General features: G+C 65.9%; 17 protein-coding genes. 13 read left to right on the top strand and 4 right to left on the bottom strand.

The window, feature by feature from the left end:
• The first annotated feature begins 70 nt into the window (after positions 1–70).
• From C6W88_RS19770 to mgrA, 4 genes are all read left to right on the top strand, one after another.
• Entirely contained in the window at positions 71–949 is an 879-nt protein-coding gene (locus tag C6W88_RS19770; RefSeq protein WP_181248692.1) for a polysaccharide lyase, read from the top strand.
• A gap of 179 nt (positions 950–1,128) precedes the next feature.
• Positions 1,129–2,385 carry an alginate lyase family protein gene (locus tag C6W88_RS19765; protein ID WP_083970380.1) on the top strand — a complete coding sequence of 419 codons (1,257 nt, stop codon included), beginning with the start codon at positions 1,129–1,131 and terminating at the stop codon, positions 2,383–2,385.
• 29 nt (positions 2,386–2,414) lie between these two features.
• Positions 2,415–5,186 carry an SEL1-like repeat protein gene (locus tag C6W88_RS19760; protein WP_231498716.1) on the top strand — a complete coding sequence of 924 codons (2,772 nt, stop codon included), beginning with the start codon at positions 2,415–2,417 and terminating at the stop codon, positions 5,184–5,186.
• Positions 5,187–5,480: 294 nt separating this feature from the next.
• Complete coding sequence (mgrA, locus tag C6W88_RS19755) at positions 5,481–6,509, top strand: L-glyceraldehyde 3-phosphate reductase (RefSeq protein WP_108133715.1); 1,029 nt, start codon at positions 5,481–5,483, stop codon at positions 6,507–6,509.
• A gap of 118 nt (positions 6,510–6,627) precedes the next feature.
• Here the strand turns inward: mgrA and C6W88_RS19750 are convergent, their stop codons facing one another.
• Positions 6,628–7,080 (bottom strand): hypothetical protein, encoded by a 453-nt coding sequence (locus C6W88_RS19750; RefSeq protein ID WP_108133714.1) that lies wholly within the window; start codon positions 7,078–7,080, stop codon positions 6,628–6,630.
• The gene (locus tag C6W88_RS21735) at positions 7,080–7,928 is read right to left on the bottom strand and encodes a tyrosinase family protein (RefSeq protein WP_181248691.1); all 849 of its coding nucleotides are present in this window, start codon (positions 7,926–7,928) and stop codon (positions 7,080–7,082) included. The genes C6W88_RS19750 and C6W88_RS21735 overlap by 1 nt, the downstream gene beginning before the upstream one ends.
• 280 nt (positions 7,929–8,208) lie before the next feature.
• Here C6W88_RS21735 and C6W88_RS19740 point away from each other — a divergent pair, with 280 nt between their 5' ends.
• The 3 genes from C6W88_RS19740 to C6W88_RS19730 all read left to right on the top strand — a co-directional run bounded on the left by C6W88_RS19740 (position 8,209) and on the right by C6W88_RS19730 (position 11,524).
• Entirely contained in the window at positions 8,209–8,508 is a 300-nt protein-coding gene (locus tag C6W88_RS19740) for a hypothetical protein (RefSeq protein WP_045992559.1), read from the top strand.
• Positions 8,509–8,932: 424 nt separating this feature from the next.
• Positions 8,933–10,351, top strand: a complete 1,419-nt coding sequence (locus tag C6W88_RS19735) for a DUF1800 domain-containing protein (RefSeq protein ID WP_108133713.1) — start codon at positions 8,933–8,935, stop codon at positions 10,349–10,351.
• 33 nt (positions 10,352–10,384) lie between these two features.
• Positions 10,385–11,524, top strand: coding sequence for a DUF1501 domain-containing protein (locus tag C6W88_RS19730; RefSeq protein ID WP_108133712.1), 1,140 nt, complete (start codon positions 10,385–10,387; stop codon positions 11,522–11,524).
• A gap of 60 nt (positions 11,525–11,584) precedes the next feature.
• On the opposite strand, the gene zigA is transcribed toward C6W88_RS19730, so the two are convergent.
• The gene (zigA, locus tag C6W88_RS19725; protein ID WP_108133711.1) at positions 11,585–12,808 is read right to left on the bottom strand and encodes a zinc metallochaperone GTPase ZigA; all 1,224 of its coding nucleotides are present in this window, start codon (positions 12,806–12,808) and stop codon (positions 11,585–11,587) included.
• 114 nt (positions 12,809–12,922) lie between these two features.
• On the opposite strand from zigA, the gene C6W88_RS19720 reads away from it, so the two are divergent.
• Complete coding sequence (locus C6W88_RS19720) at positions 12,923–13,612, top strand: DUF1826 domain-containing protein (RefSeq protein WP_108133710.1); 690 nt, start codon at positions 12,923–12,925, stop codon at positions 13,610–13,612.
• A 61-nt stretch (positions 13,613–13,673) separates the two neighbouring features.
• On the opposite strand, the gene C6W88_RS19715 is transcribed toward C6W88_RS19720, so the two are convergent.
• Complete coding sequence (locus C6W88_RS19715) at positions 13,674–14,945, bottom strand: NAD(P)/FAD-dependent oxidoreductase (protein ID WP_162816542.1); 1,272 nt, start codon at positions 14,943–14,945, stop codon at positions 13,674–13,676.
• Between the two features lie 153 nt (positions 14,946–15,098).
• Here C6W88_RS19715 and C6W88_RS19710 point away from each other — a divergent pair, with 153 nt between their 5' ends.
• The 5 genes from C6W88_RS19710 to C6W88_RS19690 all read left to right on the top strand — a co-directional run bounded on the left by C6W88_RS19710 (position 15,099) and on the right by C6W88_RS19690 (position 21,239).
• Positions 15,099–16,550 (top strand): NAD-dependent succinate-semialdehyde dehydrogenase, encoded by a 1,452-nt coding sequence (locus C6W88_RS19710; protein ID WP_108133708.1) that lies wholly within the window; start codon positions 15,099–15,101, stop codon positions 16,548–16,550.
• A 264-nt stretch (positions 16,551–16,814) separates the two neighbouring features.
• Complete coding sequence (locus C6W88_RS19705; RefSeq protein WP_108133707.1) at positions 16,815–18,998, top strand: putative bifunctional diguanylate cyclase/phosphodiesterase; 2,184 nt, start codon at positions 16,815–16,817, stop codon at positions 18,996–18,998.
• Positions 18,999–19,104: 106 nt separating this feature from the next.
• Positions 19,105–19,701: a sigma-70 family RNA polymerase sigma factor gene (locus C6W88_RS19700; RefSeq protein ID WP_045992553.1), complete on the top strand. Its 597-nt coding sequence runs from the start codon at positions 19,105–19,107 to the stop codon at positions 19,699–19,701.
• A complete protein-coding gene (locus C6W88_RS19695) occupies positions 19,698–20,456 on the top strand; it encodes an anti-sigma factor (RefSeq protein WP_108133706.1) in 759 nt (252 codons plus the stop codon). Before C6W88_RS19700 ends, C6W88_RS19695 begins: the two co-directional genes overlap by 4 nt.
• A 327-nt stretch (positions 20,457–20,783) precedes the next feature.
• Positions 20,784–21,239, top strand: coding sequence for a DUF7282 domain-containing protein (locus tag C6W88_RS19690; protein WP_045992551.1), 456 nt, complete (start codon positions 20,784–20,786; stop codon positions 21,237–21,239).
• Positions 21,240–21,502 lie beyond the last annotated feature (263 nt).

The following is a 21,502-nucleotide window of genomic DNA, read 5'->3' as shown; positions in this document are numbered from 1 at the left end:
TCTTCACACGTATCCGTCCCACTTGCCACGACCACCGCGGTGGTCGTGAGCCAACAGGAGTACGAACGCCATGTCGACACTGACGACGCGCCTGTCCGCCACCCTGCTGGCCATCTGCGCTACCCAACCCGCCCTGGCGGACAACGGCGCCAATGACAGCAAAGCCGATCAGCAGGGCCCCGGCGTCCCCCAGGTCGCCGCCTGCTCGGCGCGCCATCCGCTGGTCGCCTCACCCGCCCCTGCGCTGGGTGAGAAAAGCGCCCACGACGCCATCCGCGAAGGCTTCGACACCACCCGTACCTGGGGCACCGAGGAGAACGTCGAGCTGTTGTCGGGTCATTCGGCGACACCGGCGCTCAGGGTCCTCTATCCCGAGGACACCTCCTCGCCTGGCGACACCGACACCGGGGGCGCCGGCTTCTACACCGAGCCTTCCGCGCTCGAAGGGCGCGATCACGCCTGCCTGAGCTACCGGGTTCGCTTCGAGAGCGGGTTCAACTTCGTCAAGGGCGGCAAGCTGCCGGGGCTCTACGGCGGCGAAGCGCCCAGCGGCGGTGACGACGTCACCGGCGAGAACGGCTTCTCCATGCGCTACATGTGGCGCGAAGACGGCCAGGGTGAACTTTACGAATACGTGGTCGGCGGCGAGGGCGACTACGGCGACTCGGTGGCCCGAGGCCGCTTCACCTTTCCCACCGGTCAGTGGGTCACCCTGGAGCAGGAGATCATCCTCAACGACCCCGGCAAGGCCAACGGCATTGCCCGGGTGTGGGTCGATGGTCGGCCGGTGCTCGAGCAGACCAATCTCACCTACCGTACCGACGACGACGTGCACATCGATGGCCTGATGTTCTCGACCTTCTTCGGTGGCCACGGTGAGGATTGGCGCACCCCCAGTGACCAGCACGCCGACTTTGCCGACTTCCGTTTCTACGCCCCCCGTTCATGATCGCGGCGCCCCCAGGGGCGCCGCCAAGGAGACGCTTGATGCACCCATCCCATGGCTCATCCCCCGGTCCCCTCCCCACCCGAGGCCTAGGCCCATCGATGCCGGCATTCGAATCCGGCCGGTGCCACCACTTCGACCAACGCTCGGCAAATCCGCTCAAGCGTCTGGCACACAGAGTGATGGGATGGCCGACGGCCAGGTTGTCGGGAAAGCTGGCAACGGGCCTGACGCTCGGCCTGACGATGGGTGCCGCCCTGGTATCGTCCGCGCACGCCATGACCCTGGAAGAACGGGCCGAGCTGGACCTCAGCGACTACCGAGTGACCAGACCTGACGCCTCCTACTTCGATGTAGAGGCCCGCATGGAAACACTGGCCGACACCGACAACTCGATCCTGTTGCAGGAGCTCGATCAACTGACCAACGGACCCAGCTGCCAGCAACTGCTGGCCCAGGAGCCGATCACCACGCGCCTGCGGATCCCCGGCTATTATCCCAGCCCCAAGGAGTGGGAACTGGCATCCGAACCCCTGTTCGACTTCGAGGACAGTGTGTCGATGCTCGCCGGCTCCTTCGTGGCCACCGGCGACACCTACTACGCCGACTGCCTGGTGACCTTTCTCGATCAATGGGCCCAGCACGATGCCCTGACCGACTTCCACTACGATCCCAAGGAGCCTCAGGCCTGGTTCGCCACCGAATCGATGATCTTCGCCGCGGGCATGGCCTACTCGGTGGTGCGTCCCCGCGTCGAGGGCAGCGACCAGGCCAAGCAACGTGTCGAGCAGTGGCTCAACCGGCTCGCCCACAAGCACGCCGCCATTCAGGGGCAGCCCGGCAACAGCTGCTGCAACAACCACTTCTACCGCCGCGCCCTCTACGCCAGCATGATCGGCGTGATTACCGAGGACGATGAGCTGTTTCGCTTCGGCGTCAGCGCCATCCATTCGGCGCTCTCCGACATGACTGAGCGCGGCGCCTTTCCGCTGGAGATCGAGCGTGGTCGTCGCGCCACCCACTACCAGAACTATGCGCTGCTCTACCTGATCACCAACATGCAGGTCATCGCACGCCAGGGCTATGACATCTTCGAACTCGAGATCAACGGCCATGACATCCACGACGCCGTGGACTTCGCCATGACCATCTTCAACGATCCCGAGGCGCTTGGAGACCTGGCGCCCCACGAGCAGTACACCGGCTTTCTCAAGGACAACCAGTACTTCGCCTGGATGGAGATCTATCAGAGCCGCTTCGATGACCCGCGCATCGAACGGTTCCTGGCCCAGGTGCGTCCGGTCTACAACCGCAGCGCCGGCGGTTACCAGACGTTGTACTTCATGTCACCCGAGGCGCAGCAGCACCTCGTCGTCGATGAACAGGAGCGCGAGACCACCGCCTTCGAGGGTCTCGACGACGACAGCGCGTCGCAGTGACAGCACACGATCAACCAGGAGGCCTGCTTATGATGCTCCCCCGTTTTCGCCCCCACACCGCCCAGGGCCAACGCTGGTCCCGGGCCTTTCCGCTCACCGCCTCGGTCGCCGTGGCGCTGTGGCTCGGCGGCTGCGCCGCCCCCGGTACCGAGTTCCAGAGTACCGGCGTCGACCCGCTGCCTGCCGAGTATCAGGACTTCTTCGACAAGGAGCAGCCACGCAACCCCGAATGGATGCATGACAACACCCTGGAAGAGGCGCAGCAGCTCGTCGCTGCCGGCCAGACCCGAGAGGCGATCCTCAAGCTCAAGGGGCTGGCCGCCCAGGACATCCCCAAGGCCTACTACGAACTCGGCAAGATCTGGGATCAGGGCAAGGGCATCCAGGCGGACCCCGCCAAGGCCGCTGCCTACTACGAGGACGCCGTGCGCACGCCGTCCTATATCCTTGGCCACGCATCGCTCAACCTGGCCAAGCTGAGCCTGGAACAGCAGGGTGCGCCCTATCGTCCGGTACTGGCCTACTATCTGCTCGAGCAGGCCATGGAAGAGGAAATCGGCCGTGACGAAGGCGTGGTGATGGCCTCATTGCTGGCCCGCGGCGCCGAAGGCGTCGCGGCGGACCCCCAGCGCGCCCTGGCGCTGTATCGTCAGGCGGCGAACAACGGTAACCCGGATGCCATCCTGGCACTGGCCAACGCCTACGCCGAGGGCGGTTGGCTCGACACCGACAAGGCACGCTCGCGCGAGTACGCCGAGCGTTACGCCGAAGGCCTGCGCGAGCGCGCCGGCGGCGGAGATATCAAGGCGATGACCGAACTGGCTGAGCTGTACTCGGCCGACGGCCTGCTGGCCGGCAACGACGATCGCCGCCTGCACTGGCTGACCCAGGCCGCCCAGGCCGGTGACCCCGACGCGGTGGCCAAGGCGGGCCGCGAGATGCTCGACAGCGGCCGCGCCGAACAGGGCGTGACCCTGCTGACCCAGGCGGCCGAGAACGGTGACGTCGACGCCATGGAGCGCCTGGGCCGGATTCTGCTGGAGGGCGACGGCCTCAGGGCACGGCCAATCGAGGCACGCAATTGGCTCGAAAAGGCCATCGACGAGGACTCGGTCGACGCCCGCGTGACCCTGGGTCGCGCCTTGCTGGAAGGCGATGCCCTGCCGGCGGAACCCCAGCGCGGCATCCGCCTGCTCGAGCAGGCCGCCCGACACGACGATCCGCTGGCACTGGCGATGCTCGGCCAGGCCTACCTGGCCGACGAGGTGGTGCCGACCCAGCCGGTGATCGCCGCCCGCTATCTCGAGCGCGGACATGAGCTGGGCCATCCGTTTGCCACCGAACAGCTGGGCGCGCTCTACCTCAGCGGCCGTGGCGTGGCCACCGATCCGGCCCGGGGCGAACGGCTGTTGCGCGAGGCCATCGACCAGGGACAGAGCGGCGCCCTACGCACCCTCGGCGAGGCCTATCTGGCCGAGGACGGCCCCCTGCGCTATCAGCCCCGTGAGGCGGAGCGCCTGCTGACCCAGGCGGTGGAAGCCGGCGATACCAGCGCCGCCACCCGCCTGGGCGAGGCCTATCTGACTGGCGAGCTGAGCGGCGAGCTGAGCCCCGAGACGACAGGCCCGAACCCCACCCAGGAACCGGGCGGCGACGCCATGGCCGTGGCCGATGGTGCTTCGACCCAGCGAGGAAATTCTCGGGTGGATCACGGACGGCGCCTGCTGGAGAACGCCGCCGAGCAGGGCGACGCCTACGCCATGGTCGTCCTCGGCCGCGCCTACCGCGACGGTACCGGGGTGAGCCGTGACCTTGCCCAGGCCACCGAGTGGCTCGAACGGGCCGAGGCCGCCGGCCACCCCTCCGCCGCCGAGGCGCTGATGCGCACCCAGCGCGATCGCGGCCAGGCCGGTGACATCCAGGCGCTGATCGCCTCTGCCCGTCAGGGCAACGTCAACTCCATGGCGGACCTGGGCCGCGCCTATCGCGACGGCCAGGGCGTCGGGCGCAACCTGTCCGAGGCCAGCCGCTGGCTCGAGCGTGCCGCCCGCCAGGGTCATCCAGGCGCCGCCGCCGCGCTTGGCCGCATGTACCTGGACGGTGAAGGCGTCGCCCGCGACCCGGCCAAGGGCGCCGAACTGCTCCAGGTGGCGGTGGCCGGTGGCCACGCCGGCGCGCGTGCTGACCTGGGCGGCATGCTGCTGACCGGAAACGGCGTGGAAGCCGACCCCGAGCGGGGTCGTCGCCTGCTGAGCGAAGCCGCCGAGGCCGGCAACGAGTATGCCGCCCAGACCCTTGGCGAGGCCTACCTCGAAGGCAATGGCGTCAGCGCCGACCCGGCCGAGGCCGAGCGCTGGCTGACCCGGGCCAGCGACGCCGGCAGCCTGTCGGCACGCGCCCTGCTTGGCACCGCCCTGGTGCGAGGCGACCAGAGCCTGGCTCAGGACCCGAGCCGGGGCGAACAGCTGCTGACCAGCGCCGCCGACCAGGGACACGCCGGCGCCCAGGCCAGCCTCGGCCGCGAGTACCTGCGTGGCGAAAACCTCGAGCGGGACACCCGCCAGGGCGCCGACTACCTGCTCAAGGCCGCGCGTCAGGGCCACGAGACCGCGCGGCTGGCGCTGGCCAAGGCCTACCTGGCCGCCAATGGCCTGGAGAACGCCAACCGTGAGCAGGCGCTGGTATGGCTCGACGGGGTCATGGACGGCAACTCCCAGATGGCGTCCCAGACCCTGCACGACCTGCTCTCCGACGAGGCTACCCTGGCCGCCATGCCGGAGACCATGAACGCCGGCGGCTGACCCCTGCCCCTGGCGTCACGCCCCAGGCGCCATGTGCCCACTAACTGGTACATGGCGCCCTGGGTTACCTCACGGCTTCTCATGCCCGCAGCTTCACCGTCGCCTGAGTCCCCCTGAGTCTTCTCCCGCTCGCCTTTCCAGGCGCTCACCATCTTGCCCGGACTGCGCCCTTGCCTGCGTGCTGCCCGCCTTCACCTGGCTTTTTCGGGGCGGCCCTTTTGGATACCTCGACAAACACAGCTAAAGTGCTGAGACGACAGCCACGGCGCCCGTGCGCCCTGACAGGAGACCATCATGAGCTATCGTCCCGCCGAAGACCGTTACGAACGCATGCGCTATCACCGCTGCGGTCGCAGTGGCCTCAAGCTGCCCGCCCTGTCCCTCGGGCTGTGGCACAACTTCGGCCACAACGCCCATGAAGACAACGCTCGCGAGATCTGCCGTACCGCCTTCGATCACGGCATTACCCACTTCGACCTGGCCAATAACTATGGCCCGCCGCCTGGCAGCGCCGAGTCCATGTTCGGGCGCATCCTCAAGACCGACTTCGCCGGCCACCGCGATGAACTGATCATCTCCACCAAGGCGGGCTATAACATGTGGCCCGGCCCCTACGGCGAATGGGGCAGCCGCAAGTATCTGCTGTCGAGCCTCGACCAGAGTCTCAAGCGCCTGGATCTGGACTACGTCGACATCTTCTACTCCCACCGCTTCGATCCCGAGACACCGCTGGAAGAAACCATGGGCGCGCTGGACCAGGCGGTACGCTCGGGCAAGGCGCTCTACGCCGGTATCTCGTCGTACAGCCCTGAGCGCACCCGCGAGGCCGCTCGCCTGCTGCGCGAACTGGGAACCCCCTGCCTGATCCACCAGCCCAGCTACTCGATGATCAACCGCTGGATCGAGGACGACGGGCTGCTCGATGTGCTGGACGATGAAGGCATCGGCTCGATCGTCTTTTCGCCACTGGCCCAGGGCCTTTTGACCGCCAAGTACCTGGGTGGGGTGCCTGACGACAGCCGTCTTGCTCGCGGTGGTGCGATCCGCGAACAGCACCTGTCCGACGACAACCTCGAGCGTGTCAGGGCGCTCAACGCCATCGCCGAGCGGCGTGGCCAGAGTCTGGCGCAGATGGCGATTGCCTGGGTGCTGCGCGGCGGCCGCGTGACCAGCGCCTTGATCGGCGCCAGCCGCCCCGATCAGGTCAGCGACTGCGTCGAGGCCCTGGACAACCTCGACTTCAGCGACAAGGAGCTGGCCGACATCGACCGCTACGCGGTGGATGGTGGGGTCAATCTATGGGCCCAGTCCTCCAAGGCCTAGGGCATATCTGAAAAGTGTCTGCGCTCGTCGACTTTTCGGACAGAGCCTCGGCAAGCCAGCTCGGCAAGCCAGGAAGCATCAAGCCTGCCGCGCACACCGAAACTGCGCCTGCGCTCGATCACAAGGTGACCAGTTGCACCCCGCTGCAACACACCAGTGACTTGTCGCCACGATCGGGCCAGGCCTCGCGCGTATAGGCGTAGATCTGGATGTCCAGGGTGCTCTTGCCGGCGTGCAGATGGCGCTTCAGGGCCTGGGTCACCGGTACCCGCTTGAACGCCGGTGTCATCGGATGGGAAGGCCGGGTATCGAAACGTCTGAGACCATCCGGGCCATGGCAGTGTCCTGGCGAGCCCCAGCATTCGGCGTGGCCGAACAGCGCAAAGGTGCCAGCATAGCCCCGGCTTTGCGGGGTCACCTTGGCCGGCAGGCGCGCGCTGAAGAAGAGCCAGGCGGTGTAGCTCGGGCGCAGGTGGTGGATGCCATAAAGCTCGACGAAGGCTTCCTCGAACTCATCGGCGCGAAGCGCGCCCAGGTCGAGCCGCGGCAGGCGATAGCGTTGCTCGATCATCAGGCCTCCTCCAGACCGCTGCCGGCCAGGGTCAGGTCCGCCACCGAACGGGCATACTCGTAGCCCAGCGACTGGACATTGAGCACTTCACCGACGGTCAGGCCGAAGGGTTCCAGCACGATATCCTCGAGCCCCGGGGGAAAGTTGGTGATGCCGTGGCGCTTCTGCCACAGCGACCAGAGCCGGTCGATCATGCAGTGGTGAGAATAAAAGATCGGATCATAGGCGGCGTAGGTGGTGCTGGCCATGGTCGCACCGACATAGACGTGGAGCTGATCATGCACCGTCTCGATCAGGTCATTGAACTGCTCGAAGGTGTCCACCCGCTCCACCAGGAAGGCCGCGATCTCGCCCAGCGTCGCCCGGCCATCACCGTTCACGTCGGCCACTGGAAAGGAAAACACCGGCAACAGGCCGCCGGGATCACGCTCGGTGACCAGGTCCACCGGTTCGGGCACCTGGGGGGGATAAAGCTGGATGCGCGAGGAGTGAAGCGGATTCTCCTCGCCATCGATCAGCGCAACATCGAAGGCCTCGGGAATGCCCTCGCCTTCGGTCCAGTCCCACCAGGGGATCGAGACCTCTTCATCGATATCCTGCAGCGACTGCTCCAGACGATGGAGGTAGGCCCGGTGCCAGGGGAGAAAAAGCCTGGCGCTCAGGCTGGTGCGAGGCGAGAACTGATGATGCCAGCACCAGCGCCCCGGGGCGCCATGGATGCCAGCGTAGTGGTAGAAGCCTCGATTATCCTGTCGAGCCTTGGACGCGCCCAGTGCAGCGATGTAGCGGCGCATGTGCACACGCTCGGCAGCTTCCACCGGCAGGCGGTACATCATCTGACCCGACATGCTTCCCCCTTGCCGTCGCTGTCGACGGCAGTCCCGGGCGCCGAAGGACGGTTATCCCCAGCTCGTTTCAGCCTAGTTCAGTCCCCCGGGCTCGGCCACGCCACTGTTCGCCCTCATTACCGGCCGGCCAGCCGGCTCGGCTCGCCCCCGAGACATCGTCCTGATGGTCCCAGCCTGGCCGGAGCGACCGCCCGTTATTGAGCAATTACTCAAAATGCGTTTGAATGGCGGCCACCCACGACATCACCGATGTCGTCCCGCGCCCCTCCAAGGAGTCCCCATGGCAAGCGTCACCAATCGAACCCTGCTGGATCTGGGGCGGCTGACCGCCAACCTGGTCACCTACCCCGAAGGCCACAGCGTCTATCGCCACAATGACCCCATGGGTGGCGGCCGCTACTACAAGCTGAACCTGATCCTGAAGGCCCCTCAGGCTGGCGGGGTGTTCGAGACCGAAAAGGTAATCTTCAACCTATTCGACCGGGTGATCCTGTTTCGTCCCGACCTCTACCAGCACAGCGTCTCGAAAATCGAAAAGGGCAAGCGGGTGTTGTTGAGTATTGCCCTGCACACGCCCTGAGCCTATGGCTTTGTATGAAAAGTGCCTGCGCTCGGTAATACGGCGTTAAAAATCACACCAACATGCTCATTTACATCTCGTAAACTGCGCTGTCTCACCGATTTTTGCCTTGTCTGACCATCGCTCGTCGACTTTTCGCCATCCACCTTGCGCCGTCGCCGAAGGCTCTGACCTGAGGCGTTGGCTTTGGCGTTGGCGTTGGCGCGACACGCCTATCGAAAATGCACGAAAGGTGCGCCTTAGGCCGGTGCAAGCGTAGCCCTGGCCTCGGACCTGGGCCTGCTCGATCATCCCCCCCTACTAGGCTGAACGCCCCCGCCACCTACCGGCCAAACTGTTGGCGATCCCCGGCGCCTCACCCCAGGGCCGGCCCCCGGCATCCTGCCCCAGGCTTCGTCAGCCATGCCAACAGGAGGCGTCAGCTGTGACCACCACCCTCGTTCAGGCGGAAATCGCCGCCAATCGCTTTGGCCTCGGCGCGGGGCCAGGTGAGCTTGCCGAGATCGCCAAGGACCCCCAGGGCTGGGTGCTGGCGCAGATCGACGAGGCCGAACGAGCGCCACTGATCGATCCTCTCGCCGCGTTGCCATCCACCATCACCTACCTGGAGCGCTTTGATCGCTTCCGCCGAGACCACGCGGCCGCCCGTCGACGCATGAGCGAGGCCCCCGCCAATGACAAGTCCACACAGAGCCTGCCGACCCTGCTCGAGCGTTTTGGCGCGATGAAACAGGCCGAGATCCAGGCCAGGGGGCGCCAGCAGTGTCTGAGTCCGTTTCCGGTACTCGAGCGCTGGGTGATGTTCTGGAGCAACCACTTCACCGTGTCCGCCGACCGCGGCGGCGTACAGTTGCTGCCCGGGGCCTTCGAGCGCGAGGCCATCCGGCCCTATGTGTCGGGTAGCTTTTCGGCCATGTTGCTGGGCGTCGAGCAGCATCCGGCCATGCTGCTCTATCTCGACAATGCAGCGTCGGTGGGCCCCGATTCGCCGCTGGCCAGAAGTGCCAGAGCCTCTGCGGGGCGGCTCGGGCTCAACGAGAACCTGGCGCGGGAAATCCTGGAGCTGCATACCCTCGGCGTCGACGGCCCCTATCAACAGCAGGACGTGATCGAACTAGCCAGGGCCATCACCGGATGGCGGACACGGCTAGAAATGCCGCCATCGACCGAGGCGCCGGCCCTCGGACCCTACGGTAGCCTGTTTCATGGCGCGGCCCATCAAGGCGGCGAGCGAGAACTGCTGGGGCGGCGCTTCGCTGCAGGCGGGGCCAGGCAGGGGCGTGACATGCTGCGCTTTGTGGCCGGCCAGGAGGCCACCGCAACCTTTGTCGCCACCAAGCTTGCCCGTCACTTTGTCGCCGACGACCCACCCGGTGAGCTGGTATCGGCCTTGGCCTCCACCTTCCAGCGCGAGAACGGTCGCCTGTCGACGCTGTTTCGCACCCTGTTCAGCCACCCCCAGGCGTGGCAGCCGCAAGCGCTCAAGTTTCGCCGTCCGCAGGAATATCTCGTCGCGCTCTATCGCGCCCTGGGCAAGGCACCCTCGCCCGATGGCAGTGACTGGGGCCAGCAGCTTCGCCTGCTGGGCCAGCCACCTTTTCTCGCCGGCGCCCCGGCCGGATGGAGCGATGATGCCAACGACTGGATCGGTGCCGACGCCTTGAACAAACGACTGCTGGTGGCCCAGCGCCACGCCGGTGACGCCAGCGGCGAGGCCATGGAGCTGGCCCAGCAGAGCCTGGGCCCTCGCCTGCGTGAAACCACCGCCGTGGCACTCAGTCAGGCGCCCCGCAACCAGGCGCTGGCCATGGTGCTGGCAAGCCCCGAGTTTCAGTGGCGCTGAGCGCCGTCGCGACACCACCCAATGGAATCCGCCATGTTCAACCGACGCGAGTTTCTCAAGGCGCTGGGCGTAGGCACCAGCCTGCTGCTGTGGCCCTCGCTGGCTGCGGCAGACTCCCCGCTCGGCAAGCGCCGCCTGGTCGTCGTGCTGCTGCGCGGTGCCCTCGATGGCCTCGCCGCCGTCCCCTGCGACAGCGACCCCGCCTACCAGCGCTTGCGCGGTAGCCTGGCATCGCAGGAAGGAGTCGTTGCACCACGACTGGACGGGACCTTTTCGCTGCATCCGTCACTGGCCTTCTGCCACCGTCTCTACCAGGCCGGCGACTTCGCTGTGGTTCACGCCTGCGGACTGCCCTATCAGGGACGCTCGCACTTCGACGCCCAGGAGTGCCTGGAAAACGGCACCGCCACCCCCACAGGAAGCCGCACCGGCTGGCTGAACCGTGCGGTGGGCAGCCTCGGCGACACCCAGGGACTGGGCCTCACCTCCTCGCGCCCGTTGTTGATCCGTGGGCCGGCCCCCTTCGCCACCTGGTCGCCGTCGGCGCACGGCACCACCCAGCCGTCACTGGCCCAGCGGGTCGCTGCGCTCTATCGACAGGATCCCCGGCTGGGCCCGGTGTTCGAGCGCGCCCTGGCGATGCAGCAGATGGCCCCCACCGATATCGACAGCGGTGGCCTCCTGAAGGACACCCTGGCGGCGGCAGCACAGTTCCTGGCCGCCGCGGATGGCCCCCAGATCGCCATGGTGGAAGACGACGGCTGGGACACCCACGCTCGCCAGAATGCGGTGCTGTCACGCAAGCTTGAACAGCTGGATAGCGGGCTTGCGGCGCTGCACGGCAAGCTCGGCGAGCGCTGGCAGCACACCGCCGTAGTGGTCATCACCGAGTTTGGCCGCACGGTGGCCGTCAACGGCACCGGCGGCACCGATCATGGCACCGCCAGCTGCATCCTGCTGGCCGGTGGCGCCATTCGAGGGGGGCGCGTCCACGGCCAGTGGCCGGGGCTCGCCAGGTTGCGTGACGACCGTGATCTGATCGCCTCCCAGGACACCCGCGCCGTCCTCAAGGGTGTGCTGCGTGACCACCTTGGCCTCGACCTCGATCCCCTGGCCGAGCAGGTCTTTCCCGACAGTCGGCAGGTGGGCCCTCTAGCTGGCCTGATTGGCTGAGCGGATGGCCTGATCGGACAGCCTGGGCTGACTCACTGAGCCAGCGTCGATAGCCTGGTTTTACCAGGACGGGAAAGGGTCATCCGAGTCGACCCAGGCGTCCATACCGAGGGCCAGCTCCGATTCGCTCAGCAGGCACTCATCCAGCGCCTGACGAATGCGATGCTCCGCCAGGTTCTGGCCGATGAACACCAGTTCCTGGCGCATATCACCGAAGGGCTCCTGCCATTTGGCCAGAATCGCCTCGCGATACTCCGGGTCCTCGGGCCACTGATCCTCGGGTACCGCCCGCCAGAAGCGACCCGCCAGGCCGTGGTGAGCGATGCCTCCCGCCTGACTCCACTGACCGGCGAACTGAGGACGGCTGGCAAGCCAGAAGAACCCCTTGGAGCGCAGCAAGGTGCCACCGAACCAGTCGCCATGCAGCAGTTCATGAAACCTGCGCGGGTGGAAGGGGCGGCGCGCCTCATAGGCAAAACTCGAGATACCGTACTCCTCGGTTTCCGGCACATGCTCACCGCGCAGCTCCTTGAGCCAGCCCGGCGCCCGCTGGGCCCGCTCGAAGCTGAAGCGACCGGTATCCAGTACCCGCGACAGCGCCACCTCGCCCTGGACCATGTGGACGATGTCGGCCTCGGGATTGAGGGCGCGCAGTACCGCCTCGACCTCCGCCAATTGCTGCGCCGAGATCAGGTCGCACTTGCTGATCGCCAGCACATCGCAGAACTCGATCTGGTCCACCAGCAGGTCGGCGACATTGCGCTCATCGTCCTCGCCCAGCGACTCCCCCGCCTCCTTGAGGGAGCGGGCTTCAGCGTACTGGCTCAGAAAATTGGCGCCATCGACCACGGTGACCAGGGTATCGAGTCTGGCGATCTCGGACAGGCACTGACCGTCCTCATCGGCGAAGGTAAAGGTCTCCGCCACCGGCAGGGGTTCCGAGATACCGGTGGATTCGATCACCAGGCTGTCGAAGCGCCCCTCCTCGGCCAGCCTGCGGACCTCGATCAACAGGTCCTCGCGCAGGGTGCAGCAGATACAGCCGTTGCTCATCTCCACCAGGCGCTCTTCGGCACGGTTCAGCGTGACCCCGTCCTCCAGCTCGTCTGATGCCCCAGGCCCACCGCGCACCAGGGCGGCGTCGATATTGACCTCGCTCATGTCATTGACGATGACCGCGACCCGACGCCCCTGGCGATTGGCCAGAAGGTGATTCAGCAAGGTGGTCTTGCCGGCTCCCAGAAAGCCTGACAGTACCGTGACCGGCAACCTGGCATCATTCATGAACCTGTTCTCCCGATGTGCGCTCGCAAAGGAAAGCCCTCGCGGCACGAGGCGCTTTCCTTGTTTTAAATGTTACGTTATAACATTGTAAACACATCCCATGGAGACGCCAAGATGTCGCTGTCCTGCTCACTGTCCACCTGCGTCGACGGGGACGCCCCGACCGCGTCTTGCGAGTCGCAGCCAAGTGTCCACTGGGCCCAGGGTATCGATGCCTCGATCCTGCCGCGCATCTTCGAGCAAGGCACCACCATCGCGGTGATGCAGCGCGCGCTGTCCCCCAGCCTGGAACGCAGCATCCAGGCACAGTGCGATACCGAGCGTCGCTGGAGCTTCCAGTGGCTGGGAGTTCCCGACGCCGCCATGAAGCGAGAACTCCGGCGCAGCATGCCCGCCCCGGAGCAAGCCTGCCCCCTGGTAGACGACGTCGTGCTGTTGACCCAGGCCATGGCGATGCTGTTTGACACCGACACTCTGGGAATACGGCTCCGCCTGCTGGACAGCGCCATGTGTCCACGCTTTCACTGCGACAAGTTGCCGGTGCGACTGGTCACCAGCTATCGGGGGCCGGGCAGCGAATGGCTGCCCGAGTCTGCGGTCAATCGCGCCGGGCTCGGCGCACCCTCGCCGGATAAGCCCGAGACGCTTCGCCAGGCCCATGCCATTCAGCGGCTGGGCACCGGCGACCTGGCACTGTTGAAGGGAGACGGCTGGAGCGGCAACGAGGGCCGCGGACTGGTACATCGCAGCCCGGCGCAGCAGGCAGGGGAGACGCGCCTTTTGTTGACCATCGATCCGAGCTGAGTCGAGCGGCCGCCGACGCTTTGCCAGGGGCGTGGCGGCCGCCTGCGCACGCAACGCGTGGTCAGTGAATCTTCAGGCGTGGCCCGACCGAGCGGCCGAGGACGTCGCTCAGCGCCTCGGCGGTACCCTTGAGCGGCCCCAGCAGGATGAACTGGTGCTGGCGCTGCAGCCCCTGGTAGGCCGCCCGCGCGAGTCGCCCGCGCAACTGGACGTCATCGGCGAACCAGCCTTTCACTTCGCCGACGCTGCCGGCCTCACCCAGCGACAGCAGCGTACCCTTGTCCTCGTAGACGAAGGGCGCCGGCGTTTCCCCCGCGAGAAAACGCGGCAACTCCTTGGCCAGATGTTCTGCCTGCTCGCTGGCCGCCTGGGCGGTGGGCGGTGCGGGCTCGTCGTCAATAACCGAGCAGTCGCCCAGCGCAAAGACGTGATCACTGTCGACACTCTGCAGGGTCGGCTTCACCCGCCACTGGCGCTTCTTGTTGGTCGCCAGCGCGTCGATCGAATCGGCCACCGGCGGCCCCACGCGACCGGCCGCCCAGATGGTCAGGTCCGCCGGAAACTCGTCGCCGCCATCGGTGGTCAGACGGTCGCGATCGACGCGACTGACCTGTTGTTCGGTATGGATGTCGATGCCGACATTCAAAAGGCGCTTGCGGATGGACTGGCGCACCTCATCCTCCATGCCCGGCATGAAGGTATCAGTCGCCTCCAGCAGGGTCACCTTGACCCTGGGCTGGCACTCTCGTGGGGCCACACTCGAGGCCCGCGCCTCGGTGGCCAGCAGCCCTGCCAGTTCCACCCCGGTGGCCCCTGAACCGACGATGGCGATATGGAAGGGATCACTGCGCTGCCCGGCGCGATGCGCCAGCAGACCCGTCGAGAAGCGCTCGAACAGTCGCTCGGCGTCGGCCTCGCTGTCGAGCATCAGGGCATGCTCGAGCACGCCCTCCACGCCCATGTCCGGGGTCACCCCGCCAATCGCCAGCACCACCGCCTGGTAGCCGATGCAGCGACCGGGCACCCTCACCCGACCGTCGTCTTCGGGCCACTCGGCCAGGGTCAGGGTACGCGCCTCGGGATCGATGTCCGCGAGTTCACCGCGCTCGAAGCCAAACCCCCAGTGCTCGGCGAGTCCTGCGTAGTCCAGCTCATCGACCTCGCCACGCCGAAAACCGGCGGCAAGCTCATGCAACCGCGGTTTCCACACATGGGTGGCGCTACGGTCGATCAGCAATACGTCCTTATGGCCTGCCTTGGCCAGCCGGATGGCAAGCTCGAGGCCGCCGGCACCACCACCTACGATCACCACGCCTTCACTGCGAACGTTCATGGGACCTCCTGTCATCGCCCCTGCGGGGGATCCACAGGGACGTCCGGTGTCGATTCGTCCCCACCCTACCACTCCGAGCCCGGCTTGAGGACATGCTCGTTGCAGCGTAGTTTGGGGAGGTCGGAAACGGAACTTCTTCAGGAGATTGCCCCTATGCACACCCCTGAGAACCAGCTGATGACTGACCATGCCTATCTTGGCGGACGTTGGGTCGAGGCCAGTGACGGCAAGACCCGGGAGGTCGAAGACCCGGCCACCGAAAAGACCATCGGCAAGGTGCCCCAGCTGACCGAAGACCAGTTGGGCGAGGCCATCGATGCCGCCAGTCAGGCCTTCGAGCGCTGGCGTGACACCCCCGCCCTGGAGCGCGCCGACGCGCTGATGGCCTGGTACCAGGCGATGCAGGACAACGCCGAGGCGCTGGCCCGCCTGATGACCCTGGAGCAAGGCAAGCCCCTGGCCGAGGCCCGTGGCGAGGTCGATTACGCCGCCAGCTTCCTGCGCTGGTTTGCCGGCCAGGCGCGACGCATCGCCGGTGATACCCTGGCCTCGGATGACCCCGACATCTCGCTTGGCACGCTGCGCCAGCCGGTCGGCGTGGTGGCCATCATTACCCCCTGGAACTTCCCGCTGGCGATGATTACCCGCAAGGTCGGGGCCGCGCTGGCGGCGGGCTGCACCACCCTGGTCAATCCAGCAAGCCAGACCCCTTTCTGCGCACTTGCCCTGGCCAGACTGGCCGAACAGGCCGGGCTGAACCGGGGCGAATTCAACGTCCTCACCTGCCCCGGCAAGCGCTTTTCCGAAAAGGTCTGTGACGACAATCGCGTTCGCGCGCTGTCGTTCACCGGCTCCACCGAGGTCGGCCGGACGCTGCTGGCTCAGGCCGCCGACACGGTCAAGCGCAGCGCCATGGAGCTGGGTGGCAACGCCCCTTTCATCGTCTGCGAGGACGCCGACCTGGACGCCGCCGTGGAAGGCGCCATCGCCGCCCGCTTCCAGACCAGCGGACAGGACTGCGTGGCGGCCAACCGCCTGTTCGTCCACCGTTCTCTCTACGACACCTTCATCGAGCGCTTCACCCAGCGCATGAATGACATGCCGGTGGGCAACGGCTTCGATGAGGACATCGAGATCGGCCCGCTGATCAACCGCGACGCGGTGGCCAAGGCCCGCGAACTGGTAGAGGACGCCAGATCCCGGGGGGCGCGCGTGCTCGGTCGCGGCCAGGACCAGGCCCCAGGGCCACGCTTCTTCATGCCGACCCTGGTGGCCGACTTCACCGATGATATGCGCATCGCCAGTGAAGAATCCTTCGCGCCCCTCGCCCCGGTGCGCGCCTTCGACAGCGATGACGAGGCCATCGCCGCTGCCAACGACACGGTCTACGGTCTGGCCGCCTACGTCTATGCCAAGGACCAGCAGCGCATCCGTCGCTACCAGCAACGTCTGGAAGTCGGCATGGTGGGTGCCAACACCATGGATATCACCGGGCCCCAGGTCCCCTTTGGCGGCGTCAAGCAGTCCGGCCTCGGTCGTGAAGGCGGCCTCGAGGGCATGGAGGAATACCTCGAGACCAAGTACCTGTGCACCGCCCATGGCTAGCGTGTACACACCCTGAGTCCCCCGGGAGAAGCGCAGCCTTCTCCCGGGGAGCACGGTTATCTCCTGCGACCCCGTCCCGCCGAGGATACCCGGCAGGGCCTGCGGCGCCCCCACCGACCCACAGATCCCCCCTCCAGACTCCGTCAGAAACTTAAGAAAAGCTGGCTTTTCAGGAGATTGCCTCACCTCCTGCACAAGGCTGAGGGTAAAGTGAATGCGACACCTGGCCGATACTAATACTTTACTCTCAAGGATCTCACCTGCATGGACCACTCGCTTGCGTCCTACAACCCGGCACTGGTCGCCCTGAGCCTTGGCATCGCCGCCATCGCTTCGCTCACTGCCCTCGATCTCGCCGGACGCGTCAGAGCGAGCCAGGGCCTTGCCCGCCACCTGTGGCTTGCCGGCGGTGCCTTCGCCATGGGCACCGGCATCTGGTCGATGCACTTCGTCGGCATGCTGGCCATGGACCCCGACTCGCACTTCGCCTACGGGATCCCCCTTACCCTGGCGTCCCTGCTGGCGAGCCTTCTCGCTTCCGCCTTGGCACTGGCAACAGTGCAGTCAGGCCACCTCACCGGTCCTCGCCTGGCCGTCGGCGCGCTGATCATGGGTAGCGGCGTCTGCCTGATGCACTACATCGGTATGGAGGCCATGCTGTCGGTAGACAGCCTGCGCTACCGACCGGACCTGTTTGCCCTGTCCGTGGTCATCGCCGTGCTGGCCTCGGCGGTCGCCCTCAGCCTGGCCTTTCGACTCAACCCGGTGGGGGGACGCTCCCCGCTGTGGCAACGTGGCCTGGCCTCGCTGGTCATGGCCGCAGGCATTTCGGGCATGCACTACACCGGCATGGCCGCCACCAGCTACCGCACCCTGAGCTACTCGGCCTCGGCCCCGGGCATCGGCACCGACCGGCTGGCCATCGTGGTGGCGCTGATCGCCACCTGCATCATGCTGGCAGCGTTGATGATGTCGATCTACGACGCCCATCTGTCCTCGCGCAATGCTCAGCTGGCACGTTCGCTACAGCAGGCCAATCAGGAGCTCAAGGACCTGGTCCATCATGACGTCCTGACCCAACTGCCCAACCGACTGAAGCTCGAGGAGCACCTCGATGAACTGCTCGAGGACAACATCGATACCTTCGCGGTGTTCTTCGTCGACCTGGACCGCTTCAAGCAGGTCAATGACGGCCTCGGCCACCATGTGGGTGACGAGTTGATCAAGGGCGCGGCCCGACGCCTGCAGATGGCGGTGCGCGACAGCGACCTGGTCGCCCGGGTGGGCGGCGACGAATTCATGGTGGTCACCCATCAGGTTGCCAGGCGCGGCGACGCTGAAGCGCTGGCCCAGCGCATCGTCAGTTCGCTGGACAAGCCCTTCCAGATCGGCAACAGCATGGTCAAGGTCTCCACCAGCCTGGGCATCAGCCTTTACCCCGACCACGGGCGCAGCAAGCACGCCCTGATGGTCCACGCCGACGCCGCCATGTATCGCGCCAAGCAGCAGGGACGCAACAACTTCCAGTTCTTCGCCTTGGACATGACCTCCGAGGCGGACCGGCGCAGTACCCTCGAGCGACGCCTGACTCAGGCCATCGAGGAGGATCGCCTGAGCCTGGCCTATCAACCGAAGATCCGCGTCGACAGCGGTGAGGTCTCAGGCGTCGAAGCGCTGCTGCGGTGGCACGATGAGGAACTCGGCCAGGTCACCCCTGACGAGATCATTCCCGTCGCCGAAGACTGTGGCCTGATCCTTCCCCTGGGCGCATGGGTGCTACGCACCGCCTGCCGGTTCTCGAGCGAGTGGCTCAAGGAGTCCGGCGAGCCATTGCCGGTGGCGGTCAACATCTCGGCCATTCAGCTCAATCATCGCGGCTTCGTGGCCACCATCGAGGCTGCGCTTGCCGAATCGGAGCTTCCCCCTCACCTGCTGGAACTCGAACTGACCGAAAGCACCCTGGTACAGAACCCTGATCGCGCCCTGGAAGTACTGAGTACCCTGCGCAACATGGGTGTGCTGCTGTCCATCGATGATTTCGGCACCGGCTATTCCAACTTGACCCAGTTGAAGTATCTGCCCGTGGACCGTCTGAAGATCGACCGCACCTTCATGCAAGGCGTGGTCGATTGCGAACAGGACGCGGCCATCGTCCAGGCGGTGATCTCGCTGGCCAGGTGCCTGGGGCTTCATATCATCGCAGAAGGTGTCGAGAGCGAAGAACAGCTGGCCTTTATCCGCCAGCTGCAGGGCCACGAGTACCAGGGCTACCTGTTCAGCAAACCGGTCCCGGCCGAAGAGCTCAAGGCACTGTTGGCCAAGGGTCACCTCGTGGCAGCGGCCGCAGCGGAACCCCGACACGCCCCCCGGGACACGCCGGTGCGCGAGGCCCGCCTATCAGGACTCGAGCCTGAAGGCAGACCTTCCCACCCCACTGGCATCGCCTGAGCGATCGTCCAATACCGTCGATACAGGCTGCTTGACCTTGCCGGTCAGGCAGCGTCACCCTTCTGCCACCACGACAACAACACTCCGCAGCGCAGAGATCGCCGCCATGTCCAATGCCTTTCGCGCCCCGCCCCCGGCGCACCAGGAATCCCCGCCGCTGTCCTCCCCGGAGCGGCTGGTTCATCTGCTGTCCAGAGTCGCCGACAAGGACCGGGAGGCCTTCGCCGAGTTGTACGAGGCCAGCGTGGCGAAACTCTTCGGCACGGTGTTACGTATCTTGAAGCAGCAGGCCTGGGCCAACGATGTCATCCAAGAGGTCTACGTGACCATCTGGCAGAAGGCCGGACGCTTCGAGAGCGAGCGCGCCTCCGCCATCACCTGGATGGTGACCATCGCCCGCAATGCGGCCATCGACGAGCTACGCAAGGCACCGACACGGCCCACCGAGAGCGACAGTATCCTCGAGAACTGGGTCGCCGAGACGCCCTCCGCCTACGATCAGCGTCACCAGGACGAGACGTCGACACAGCTGACGTTGTGCCTTGATGAACTGGAAGAGAGCCGGCAGCAAATGGTGCGCCTGGCCTATCTGGAGGGCTGGTCGCGGGCCGAACTGGCAAGCCACTTCGACCAGCCGGTCAATACCGTCAAGACCTGGCTGCATCGTGCACTGAAACAACTCAAGGGGTGCCTGGGATCATGAGCGACCGCGACGACAAGGACATGCTGGCCGCCGAGTTCGTGCTGGGCACCCTGGATCGTGACGAGCGCGACAGGGTGCACCGCCAGCGTCAACACGACAGCGAACTCGAGCAGCGTATCGGTGAATGGGAGAGCCGGCTGGCGCCTCTGGCCGACGAGATCCAGGACCTCACCCCGGGCCCGGACCTGTTGCCGCTTATCCAGCAACGCATCAAGGCCATCGAGGACGCCGCGCGTGGCGATACGGCATCCGACGCCCCCCCGAGCACCGCCAGCGTCACGCCGCTGCACCGCCGTCTGGCCTTCTGGAAGGCCGCCACCGGCCTGTCCAGCGCCGCGGCGGTCATCCTGGCGGCGGTGCTGCTGGCACAGCCGTCGCCGTCCACCAGTGAGTCCAACTTTGTGGCGGTGTTCCAGCAGGACGATCGCCAGCCCGCCTTCATGCTCAGCGTCAACTTGGAGCAGCGCCGCCTGCATGTCCGCCCGGTCAGCGCCGAACCTCTGCCCGACCGCTCCTATCAGCTCTGGATCAAGCATGATGATCTGGGCTCCGCTCCCCGGTCCGTCGGTGTACTCGACGATGACCTGAGCCTCGACCAGGCCGCCCTGCGCGACTACGAACCTGAATTGCTGAAGCATGCCACCTTTGGCATCAGCGTCGAGCCTCCGGGTGGCTCGCCCACCGGCCAGCCTACCGGCCCCGCTATTCACGGCTACCTGTACCCCACCGAGCCCAGCGGCGGCCAGCGCCTCTGAGAATTTCAGCCCTCACTGAAACCTTTTCGCCTGCCCTGCGTAGCTAGTCGATGACCCCGCCACCGGCAATGGCCGATGGCGGGGTCATCGTGGCGGGCGTGGGTTTCGACACCCTCGAGGCGTACGCCCCGCACCACGACTTCCCTGCTTGGCCACTCGTTCGAGTGGCCTTTTTTATATGGACGTCGGCTCTCTCAGGGCACAACAAATTTTTTCGATGATGTGAAACCCACCGTGGCATCGGCACGTAGCTGTTATCAACTCGGCAGCCATCCTGTCGTGGAGCACCTTCGGCAAGCCAATCAGCAACACCAGGAGACCATCACCATGTTCAAGCCATTGGCAGCACGTACCCTCATCACCTCAGCCCTCCTCGTCGGCGCGGCCACCCTGGCCACCGGCGCCCAGGCCGCCCACCATGGAGAGATGGACGAAGCCGGCCATCTCGGCGTCTGGGCCGAAGATCAGTCGGTGGAGAGCGGCACCGTCACCGCCGATCGCATCGTCGCCGAGAACAACGGTTGGCTGGTCGTCCACCGTACCGACGAAAGCCACAAACCAGGGCGCGTTGTCGGTCACGCCCCGCTCAAGGCCGGTGAGAACACCGATATCGCGGCCATCCTGACTGAAGAGGTCAGCAGCGGCGAACATCTGATGCTGATGCTCCACGGCGAGGACGGCGGCATGCAGACCGGCATCTTCGAATACACCCTGGGCGCCAGCGAAGACGGCCCGGTCAAGGTCGACGGCAACCTGGTGATGAGCGTAATCACCGCTCAATGACACCAGCCCCCTCCTTTTGACGACTTGGCGAGGGCCCTGCCCCTCGCCTTTTTTGTGCCTGCTGCTCGCCCTTCGTACCCCACCGCTGTCCTTCCGCGCCGGCCTCCCGGTCTTTCCTGTGCCTGCCGCTCTTCCTGCTCGCGCCAGCCCCCGCAAAGAATCCTCTTTGATGACTTCACAACGCCTCTTGAAGATTGTATAAAATATAAAACCTGATCAACGACGCCCAGATGATCGTCGATCACCACAACCGACAACAAACC

Source organism: Halomonas litopenaei (genome assembly GCF_003045775.1).
Lineage (GTDB): Bacteria > Pseudomonadota > Gammaproteobacteria > Pseudomonadales > Halomonadaceae > Halomonas > Halomonas litopenaei.
This window is presented reverse-complemented; position numbering and strand designations above follow the sequence as displayed.